The organism is Actinotalea sp. (genome assembly GCF_035443605.1).
In the GTDB taxonomy this organism is placed as follows: domain Bacteria; phylum Actinomycetota; class Actinomycetes; order Actinomycetales; family Cellulomonadaceae; genus Actinotalea.
The window spans coordinates 38,053-47,205 of the sequence record NZ_DAORSQ010000007.1 but is presented as its reverse complement, the minus strand read 5'-3'; the positions used below and the strand labels follow the sequence as shown (position 1 = coordinate 47,205).

Sequence of the window (9,153 nt, the reverse complement as noted above, 5' to 3'; positions counted from 1 at the left end):
TCAACTACCTGCGCTGCATCTTCTGCGGCCTGTGCATCGAGGCCTGCCCGACGCGGGCGCTGACGATGACCAACGAGTTCGAGCTGGCCGGCCCCACGCGCCGCGGGATGATCTACGAGAAGGCCGACCTGCTCGCCCCGCTGGCCGATGGCATGCTCGCCGCCCCGCACCCCATGGTGCCGGGCACCGAGGACACCGACTACTACCGCGGAGAGGTCACCGGCCCGGTGCCGGAGCAGATCGACTGGGTGGCCCGCTGGCGCCCGGAGGACCCGTCCGTGGACGGCGCCCGCACCGCTGGAGGGGTCGCCAGATGAGCGCCGCACTGCTGTTGGCCCTCGGCCCGGTCGCCACGGCGATCGAGACCACCGGGAAGACCTCCGCGGGCGAGGCCGCCCTCTTCTGGTTCCTCGCCCCCGCGATGGTGATCGCAGCGCTCGGCCTGCTCTTCGCGCGCAAGGCCGTGCACGCCGCGATGAGCATCGTGGTCGTCATGATCGCGCTGGCGATCCTCTACGTCGCCCAGGAGGCGCCCTTCCTCGGCGTGGTGCAGGTGATCGTCTACACCGGCGCCGTGATGATGCTCTTCCTCTTCGTGCTCATGCTCATCGGCGTGGACGCGTCGGACTCGCTCCTGGAGACCCTCACCGGTCAGCGCTGGATCGGCGCCCTGCTCGGCGCCGGGCTGGCGGCGGTGCTCGTCGGTGTGGTCCTCACCGCGGCCGACATGACCCCGGTGGGGCTCACGGCGGCCAACGCCGACACCAACCCGGTGGGCGTGGCCCGGCTGATCTTCGCCGACCACGTGTTCGCGCTGGAGATCGTCGGCACCCTGCTCGTCACGGCGGCCGTCGGTGCCCTGGTGCTCACGCACCGCCAGCGGCTGACCCGCAGGGTGGGGCAGAAGGAGCGCTCCGACGCCCGCGTCGCGCGGATCGCCGACGGCGCGATCCTCACCCCGTTGCCGGCCCCCGGCGTCTACGCCCGGTCCAACGCCATGGACACCCCGGCCCTCGGCCCGGACGGCACGCCCCTCGAGGCGTCCGTCCCGCGCGTGCTGCGCGTGCGCGGCCAGGAGCGCGCGGTCGACGAGGTGCACGCCGACGTCGACCTGCTCGGCCCACCGCCCGGGATCGCCCCCGGCGCCACCCCGGGCCGCCCGCAGCGGTCCATCACCGGGACGGAGGAGGGCCGATGAACCTCGCCAACTACCTGGTGCTCTCCGCGCTCCTGTTCTCCATCGGCGCGTCCACCGTCCTGCTGCGGCGCAACGCGATCGTCGTGTTCCTCGGCATCGAGCTCATGCTCAACGCGACGAACCTCTCGCTGGTGACCTTCTCCCGGATCCACGGGGACCTCACGGGGCAGGTGATGGCCTTCTTCGTCATGGTCGTCGCGGCCGCCGAGGTGGTCATCGGCCTGGCGATCATCGTGGCGATCTTCCGCACCCGCCGGTCGGCATCGGTCGACGACGTCAACCTGTTGAAGAGCTGAGGAGCGATGACGACTGCGCTTGTGGGGCTGGAGGCGGCCGAAGGGCTCGCCGTGGCCACCGCTGCCACCGGGGCGTTCACCTCGGCCTGGCTGCTCATCGCCCTGCCGCTGCTCGGTGCCGCCGTGCTGCTGCTCGCCGGCCGCCGGGCCGACGCGTGGGGGCACTGGCTCGGCGTGCTCGCCTCGGCGTCGGCCTTCGTCGTGGGTGCTGTGCTGTGGGCCGCGACCCTCGCGCTGCCCGCTGCCGAGCGCGTCCAGGAGCTGGTCCTGTTCCGCTGGATCCCCGCGGGGGCGCTCACCGTGGACGCAGGGCTGCGGATCGACCCGCTCTCGCTGACCTTCGTGCTCCTGGTGACCTTCGTCGGCACGCTCATCCACGTCTACTCCGTGGCCTACATGGAGCACGACACGGACCGGCGCCGGTTCTTCGCCTACCTCAACCTGTTCGTGGCGGCGATGCTGCTGCTCGTGCTGGCCGACAGCTACGTGCTGCTCTTCGTCGGGTGGGAGGGTGTCGGCCTGGCGTCGTACCTGCTCATCGGGTTCTGGAACCACCACCTGCCCAACGCGGTCGCGGCCAAGAAGGCGTTCGTCGCCAACCGGGTGGGCGACGTCGGTCTCATCGTGGCGATCGGGCTGATCTTCGCCACGTTCGGTGCCACCGACTTCACGACGGTCTTCGCGATGGCGCCGCAGGCGAGCGAGGGGCTGCTCACCGCGACCGGCCTCATGCTCCTGCTCGGGGCCACCGGCAAGTCGGCGCAGTTCCCGCTGCAGTCCTGGCTCGGCGACGCGATGGCCGGCCCCACGCCGGTCTCCGCGCTCATCCACGCGGCGACGATGGTCACCGCCGGCGTCTACCTCGTGGTCCGCTCCGCGCCCGTCTACGCCGGGGCGCCCGACGCGCTGCTCGTCGTGGCGATCGTCGGCGCGATCACGCTGCTCTTCGGAGCGATCGTCGGCACGGCCAAGGACGACATCAAGAAGACCCTCGCGGCCTCGACGATGTCCCAGATCGGCTACATGATGCTCGCCGCCGGCCTGGGGCCGATCGGCTACGCGTTCGCGATCTTCCACCTGCTGACCCACGGCTTCTTCAAGGCCGGCATGTTCCTCGGCGCCGGCTCGGTGATGCACGGCATGGGCGACACCGTCGACATGCGCCGCTTCGGCGGGCTGTCGGCCTTCATGCGCGTCACCTGGATCACCTTCGGGCTGGGCTGGCTGGCCATCCTCGGGGTGCCGCCGTTCTCCGGCTTCTGGAGCAAGGACAAGATCATCGAGTCCGCGTTCGCCACGGCCGGCGGCGAGGGCTGGCAGCCGTGGGTGCTCGGCACGGTGGCGCTCGTCGGCGCCGGGATCACGGCGTTCTACATGTCCCGCCTGTTCTTCATGACCTTCCACGGCGAGAAGCGCTGGAGCGACGGGCACGGCGGCGGCGCCACCGACCCGGACGCGCCGGTGCAGCACCCGCACGAGTCCCCGCGTCTCATGACGTGGCCGATGATCGTCCTCGCGGTCGGCTCGGCCGGCCTCGGCGGCGTCCTCTCGATCGGTGACGCGTTCACGACGTGGCTCGTCCCGGTGACCGGCCACGTCGAGCACCACGAGCCCGTCCTGCCGGTCCCGCTGCTCATGGCCCTGACGCTCGTCGTCGTGGCCGTGGGCGCCGTGCTCGCCTGGCGCCAGTACGCGGCCGCGCCGGTGGCCGTCGTGCCGCCGCGCGGGTCCCTGCTCACGCGCGCGGCGCGGCGCGACCTGTACCAGGACGAGGTCAACGACAGCCTGCTCGTGCTGCCCGGCCAGGTGCTCACGCGCTCCCTCGTCTACGGCGACCGCCAGGTGGTCGACGGCGCGGCGACGGGCCTGGCCCGGCTCGTCGCCGGGACCGGCGAGGTGCTTCGCGGCCTGCAGAACGGCTTCGTCCGGTCCTACGCGGCCACCATGCTCGCCGGCATCGTCGTGCTCGTGGCGATCGTCCTGGCATTCCGGATCTGAGGGAAGAGACCATGCCCGCACAGTTCCCCTGGCTGACCACGCTGATCGTGGTCCCGCTGCTGGGCGCCGCCGTCGTCTGGGCGCTGCCCGGCGCGGCCCGCCGGCATGCGCGTCCGGTCGCCGTCGCCGTCTCGCTCGTCGTGCTGGCGCTCGGCGTCGTCGCGGCCCTGAGCTTCGACGTCGCCGACGCGGGCGCCCACCAGCTCCTCGAGACCCACGGCTGGATCCCGGCGCTCGGCGTCAGCTGGGCGCTCGGTGTCGACGGGGTGGGCCTCGCGCTCGTCCTGCTCTCGGTGCTCCTCGTCCCTCTGGTGCTCCTCGCCGCCTGGCGCGAGCACCCGGACGCCCCGGCCGACGACGCGTCCGGCGTCGACGCCGCGGTCGAGGGCGGCGGCCGGATCCGGCACTACGTCGCGCTCGTCCTCGTGCTCGAGGCCTTCATGGTGGCGATCTTCGCCGCGCGCGACGTCTTCCTCTTCTACGTGGTCTTCGAGGCCATGCTCATCCCCGTCTACTTCATGATCGGCTCGTTCGGCGGGCTCCAGCGGCGCTACGCGGCGGTGAAGTTCCTGCTCTTCTCCCTCGCCGGCGGCCTGGTCATGCTCGTCGGGGTCATCGCGCTCTACCTGCACGGCCCGCGCGGACCGCAGGGCTTCCTCACCGAGAACCTCGTCGGGCTGGAGCTGCCGGTCACCACCGAGCGGCTGCTGTTCCTGGCGTTCTTCCTCGCCTTCGCGATCAAGGCCCCGATGTGGCCCGTGCACACGTGGCTGCCGGACGCCGCAGAGCAGGCCCCGGCCGGCACCTCGGTCCTCCTCGTCGGCGTGCTCGACAAGGTCGGCACCTTCGGAATGCTCACCCTGTGCCTGCCGCTGTTCCCCCAGGCGTCGCAGTGGGCTGCGCCGGCGATCATCGTGCTGGCCGTCATCTCGATCCTCTACGGCGCGCTGCTGGCGATCGGCCAGGAGGACCTCATGCGCCTGATCGCCTACACGTCGGTGAGCCACTTCGGGTTCATCGTGCTGGGCATCTTCGCCTTCACCTCGGTGAGCCTCCAGGGCTCCTCGCTGTACATGGTCAACCACGGGCTCTCGACGGGCATGCTCTTCCTCGTCGCCGGGTTCCTCGTGGCCCGCCGGGGCTCGGCCCGGATCGCCGACTTCGGCGGCCTGCAGAAGGTGGTGCCGGTGCTCGCCGGGACCTTCCTCGTCGCCGGCCTGTCCGCGCTGTCGCTGCCCGGCCTGTCGACCTTCGTCAGCGAGTTCCTCGTGCTCGTGGGCACCTTCGGGGCGAACCGGCCCGCCGCCGTGGTCGCGACCCTCGGGGTGGTGCTCGCAGCGCTCTACGTGCTGCTCACCTACCAGCGGGTGTTCACCGGCCCGGTGCGCGACGAGCTCGCGAGCACCCCGGACCTCACGGCCCGCGAGCGCTGGGTGGTCGGACCGCTCATCGCCGCCATGCTGCTGCTCGGCTTCTACCCGGCGCCGGCTCTCGACCTGGTCCGCGAGCCCGCCGACCAGACCCTGCAGGTGATCGGGGTGCCCGACGTGGCCCCGCTGCTCACCAGCACCTCCGAGGACGGGAGCGACCTGTGACCGCGGCCTTCGTGGCGCCCACGATCGACTGGGCGTACCTGGCACCGGTGGCCATCGTGCTCGGGGCCGGCGTGCTCGGGGTGCTCGTCGAGGCCTTCGTCCCGGCCGCCTCGCGCCGGGCCGTCCAGCTGGGCCTCGCGCTGGCGGCCACCGCCGGCGCCGTCGTCGCCGTCGCTGCCCTGTGGTCCGACGTCGCGGCGTCCGGTGGCACCGTCGTGCTCGGTGGCTCGATGATCATCGACGCGCCGGCGCTGCTGCTCCAGGGCGCCCTGGCCGTGCTCGGCCTCCTCAGCCTGCTCGTCGTGGCCGACCGCACGGACGCCGGCGAGGACGCGTTCGCGCCGTCCGTCGCCGCGGTGCCGGGCTCGGACTACGAGACGCTCGCCACCACGCGCGGCCTGCAGCAGACCGAGGTGTACCCGCTGGTGCTGCTCGCGCTCGGCGGCATGATGGTCTTCCCCGCCGCCGGGGACCTGCTGACGCTCTTCGTCGCGCTCGAGGTCTTCTCGCTGCCGCTGTACCTGCTGTCCGGGATGGCGCGCCGTCGTCGCCTCTTCAGCCAGGAGGCCTCGCTCAAGTACTTCCTGCTCGGCGCGTTCGCCTCGGCGTTCCTGCTCTTCGGGATCGCCCTGCTCTACGGCTTCGCCGGGTCGATCCGGCTCTCGGAGATCGCGCTCGCCACGGCCGGCGTCGTCGGGCTGGACCCGCTGCTGCTCGGCGGTGTGGTGCTGGTGGCGGTCGGTCTGCTCTTCAAGGTCGGCGCGGTGCCGTTCCACTCCTGGACGCCCGACGTGTACCAGGGCGCCCCCACCCCCATCACGGGCTTCATGGCCGCGTGCACCAAGATCGCCGCCTTCGGCGCGCTGCTGCGGTTCACCTACGTGCTGCTGCCCCCGCTGGCCTGGGACATCATGCCGCTGCTGTGGGGCGTGGCGGTGCTCACCATGCTCGTCGGCACCGTCGTGGCCATCGTCCAGACGGACGTCAAGCGACTGCTCGCGTACTCCTCGATCGCGCACGCCGGGTTCGTGCTCGTCGGCGTGGTGGCGCTGACCCGGTCGGGGATCTCGGGCGTGCTCTTCTACCTCATCGCGTACGGCCTGACGACGATCGGCGCGTTCGCCGTGGTCTCCCTGGTCCGCGAGTCCATCGAGGGTCCCGGCGGCGCCGTGGTCGGCGAGGCGAACGGGATCACGCAGTGGACGGGCCTCGGCAGGCGCCACCCGGTCCTCGCCGGTGCCTTCACGCTCTTCCTGCTGTCCTTCGCCGGCATCCCGCTGACCGCGGGGTTCATCGGCAAGTTCGCGGTGTTCTCCGCCGCGGTGGACGGCGGCGTGGGCTGGTTGGCGGTCGTCGGCGTGCTCGCCTCGGCGGCGGCGGTCTTCTTCTACGTCCGGCTCATCGTCCTGATGTTCTTCACCGACCCGGTCGGCACCGCGGGCGAGCGGACCATCGCCGTCCGGTCCGAGGGGCTCACCACGGTGGCCATCGGTGCGGCCGTGGTCGGCACGGTGCTGCTCGGCATCCTGCCGTCCCCGGTGCTGACGATGCTCGCCGACGCGGCGGTCTTCCTGCCGTGACCGCCCTCCCGCTGGCAGACCCGGCGCTCGCAGACCTCCTCACGGCCCGGCTCGCGCTGGTCGAGGAGCGACTGCGGGACGCGGTGACGCATGCCGACCGGCTCGCCGACACGACGTCGCGGCACCTCGTCAACGCGGGGGGCAAGCGCCTGCGGCCGATGCTCACGCTGCTCGCGGCCCAGCTCGGCGAGGGCAGCCGGCCCGAGGTGCTCGACGCCGCCGTCGTGGTCGAGCTGACCCACCTCGCGACGCTCTACCACGACGACGTCATGGACTCCGCGCCCGTGCGGCGCGGGGCGCCGGCGGCCCACGAGGTGTGGGGCAACCACGTCGCGATCCTCACGGGGGACCTGCTGTTCGCCAGGGCGTCGTCCATCGTGGCGGGCCTGGGTCCGGACGCCGTGCGGATCCAGGCGGCCACGTTCGAGCGGCTGTGCCTCGGCCAGCTGCACGAGACGGTGGGCCCCGGCCCGGGGGCCGACCCCGTCGAGCACTACCTCCAGGTGCTCGCCGACAAGACGGGCTCGCTCATCGCGACCTCGGCCCGCTACGGCGCGATGTTCTCCGGCTGCCCGGCGGACGTGGTCACCACCCTCGTCGACTACGGCGAGAAGGTCGGGGTGGCCTTCCAGCTCGCGGACGACGTCATCGACCTCACCTCCGCCGGCGCCCAGACGGGCAAGACCCCCGGCACGGACCTGCGCGAGAAGGTGCCGACCATGCCGGCCCTGCTGCTGCGCAGGCTCGCCGCCGGGCCCCAGGGCACCGACGCCGACCGGGCGCTCGTGGCCCGGCTGGACGGGGACCTGACCTCCGACGAGGCCCTCGCCGACGCCGTCGCCGGCCTGCGCGAGCACGCCGTCGTCGACGAGACCCGCCGACGCGCCGTGGCCTGGGCGCGCGCCGCTGTCGACGCCCTGGGTACGCTGCCCCCTGGCCCTGTGAAGGACTCGCTCGTCCTGTTCGCCGACTCGGTGGTCGACCGGGCGTCCTGAACTTTCACCCGTTTGGGCTCATGTTGCGGCGCGAACACGCCGATGCCCCAGTGCGGGGCGCGCGAGGAGAGCGCGCCCGACACTGACCGGGAAGGGGGGGATGAGCGGTGCGAACTGCCTGGGGATCGGCGACCGACCGAGGCGTGCGCCGGTACAACGAGGACTCCCTGCTCGCCTACCCGCCGGTGTTCCTCGTCGCGGACGGGATGGGTGGGCACGCCGCGGGTGACGTCGCGAGCCGCATCGCCGTCGAGGAGTTCTCCCAGCTCGCCGGCCTCGCAGCCGTGGTCCCCGACGACATCCACGGCGCGGTCCACCGCACCGCGCGACGGCTGCGCGAGACCGTCGCCGACGGTCGCACCGCCGGGACGACGGTCGCGGGGGTCGCGCTCGCGACGCACGACGGCGGGGCGTACTGGCTCGTCTTCAACATCGGCGACTCGCGCGTGTACCGCCTCGCGGCGGGCGAGCTGCGCCAGATCAGCGTCGACCACTCCGTGGTCCAGGAGCTGCTGGACCACGGTCTCATCGGCGCGCTCGAGGTCGCGGGGCACCCGGACCGGCACATCATCACGCGCGCGATCGGGACCACGGCCGAGCCGGAGCCCGACTACTGGCTGCTGCCCGTCGGCCCGGCCGACCGGGTCCTCGTGTGCACGGACGGCCTCACCGTCGTCCTGGACGACGCGACCGTCGCGCGCGTGCTGCGCAGCGCGGCCCACCCGCAGGACGCCGCGACAGAGCTCGTCGGGCTGGCCGTCGCGGCCGGCGGCCCCGACAACATCACCGTCGTGGTGGTGGACGTCGCGGCGGTCGGCTCCGGGATCGACATGGAGACCACGGCGCAGGGCTCGCGCCGGCGGATCGTGCTCGCCGAGGAGCACCCCGAGACCCCGCCGACCACCGAGCGGCGCACCCAGCCCGTCCCGACGCCCGGTGGCCCGGCGACCGGAGAGTCATGGGATGACTTCGGGGCCACCCTCCCGCGTCCCAGCCGCAGTCGAGTCCCGGAGGTGGACCGATGATCGTCCCCGCATACGTGCCCGGTGAGTGGATCGCCGTCGTCACCGACGGCACCCTGGCCGTGCTGCCGCCCGAGACCGCCCCGGCCGTCGTCGCAGAGCTGTGGACGGCCATCCGTGAGGGCGCGAGCCTGACCGACCACCTGCAGGTGCTGCTGCGCACCGGGTTCACCCACGTGCCGCCCTTCGCCCTCGTGAGCCTCGCCGGCGGCGAGGTGCACGCGATCGTCCGCGGGCAGGTGCGGGTCGAGGTCGTCACGACCGCGGGCCCCCGGGTGCTCAGCGGCGCGCACATGTCGACCTGGGTCGAGGAGGTGCTGGCCGACGCACGGTCGGTCGCCGTGCGGACCGGTCCCTCGGCGGAGGCCCCGGACGCCGGCGCTGCGGGGTACCGCGACGCGCTGCCCGTGCTGGCCGCCGTCGTGCGCGTCAGCGACGTGCTCGTCGACCTGCGCTCGGTCGCGGTCGC

8 protein-coding genes and 1 pseudogene are annotated in these 9,153 nt (G+C 72.8%); all 9 read left to right on the top strand.

Annotated elements, in window-relative coordinates:
- Positions 1–317, top strand: a 317-nt coding sequence (locus PKY62_RS01925) for a 4Fe-4S binding protein (RefSeq protein ID WP_324534301.1), incomplete at its 5' end; no start/stop codon positions are given.
- Positions 314–1,198 carry an NADH-quinone oxidoreductase subunit J gene (locus PKY62_RS01920; RefSeq protein WP_324534299.1) on the top strand — a complete coding sequence of 295 codons (885 nt, stop codon included), beginning with the start codon at positions 314–316 and terminating at the stop codon, positions 1,196–1,198. The genes PKY62_RS01925 and PKY62_RS01920, both read left to right, overlap by 4 nt.
- Entirely contained in the window at positions 1,195–1,494 is a 300-nt protein-coding gene (gene nuoK / locus PKY62_RS01915; protein WP_324534297.1) for an NADH-quinone oxidoreductase subunit NuoK, read from the top strand. The genes PKY62_RS01920 and nuoK overlap by 4 nt, the downstream gene beginning before the upstream one ends.
- Before the next feature lie 6 nt (positions 1,495–1,500).
- Positions 1,501–3,492 carry an NADH-quinone oxidoreductase subunit L gene (gene nuoL / locus PKY62_RS01910; protein WP_324534295.1) on the top strand — a complete coding sequence of 664 codons (1,992 nt, stop codon included), beginning with the start codon at positions 1,501–1,503 and terminating at the stop codon, positions 3,490–3,492.
- Between the two features lie 11 nt (positions 3,493–3,503).
- On the top strand, positions 3,504–5,087 hold the full coding sequence (locus PKY62_RS01905) for an NADH-quinone oxidoreductase subunit M (protein WP_324534292.1): 1,584 nt from the start codon (positions 3,504–3,506) through the stop codon (positions 5,085–5,087).
- Positions 5,084–6,667, top strand: a complete 1,584-nt coding sequence (nuoN, locus tag PKY62_RS01900; protein ID WP_324534290.1) for an NADH-quinone oxidoreductase subunit NuoN — start codon at positions 5,084–5,086, stop codon at positions 6,665–6,667. Before PKY62_RS01905 ends, nuoN begins: the two co-directional genes overlap by 4 nt.
- Complete coding sequence (locus PKY62_RS01895; RefSeq protein ID WP_324534288.1) at positions 6,664–7,662, top strand: polyprenyl synthetase family protein; 999 nt, start codon at positions 6,664–6,666, stop codon at positions 7,660–7,662. The genes nuoN and PKY62_RS01895 overlap by 4 nt, the downstream gene beginning before the upstream one ends.
- A 143-nt stretch (positions 7,663–7,805) precedes the next feature.
- Positions 7,806–8,687, top strand: coding sequence for a PP2C family protein-serine/threonine phosphatase (locus PKY62_RS01890; RefSeq protein WP_324534285.1), 882 nt, complete (start codon positions 7,806–7,808; stop codon positions 8,685–8,687).
- Positions 8,684–9,153 (top strand): annotated as a pseudogene (locus PKY62_RS01885) (hypothetical protein); the annotation flags it as partial. The gene PKY62_RS01890 and the pseudogene PKY62_RS01885, both read left to right, overlap by 4 nt.

What these genes read in the sequence shown, in the direction of transcription:
- nuoL (WP_324534295.1), top strand. Translation starts at nt 1,501, where the DNA reads ATGACGACTGCGCTTGTGGGGCTGGAGGCGGCCGAAGGGCTCGCCGTG.
- nuoK (WP_324534297.1), top strand. Translation starts at nt 1,195, where the DNA reads ATGAACCTCGCCAACTACCTGGTGCTCTCCGCGCTCCTGTTCTCCATC.
- PKY62_RS01920 (WP_324534299.1), top strand. Translation starts at nt 314, where the DNA reads ATGAGCGCCGCACTGCTGTTGGCCCTCGGCCCGGTCGCCACGGCGATC.
- PKY62_RS01905 (WP_324534292.1), top strand. Translation starts at nt 3,504, where the DNA reads ATGCCCGCACAGTTCCCCTGGCTGACCACGCTGATCGTGGTCCCGCTG.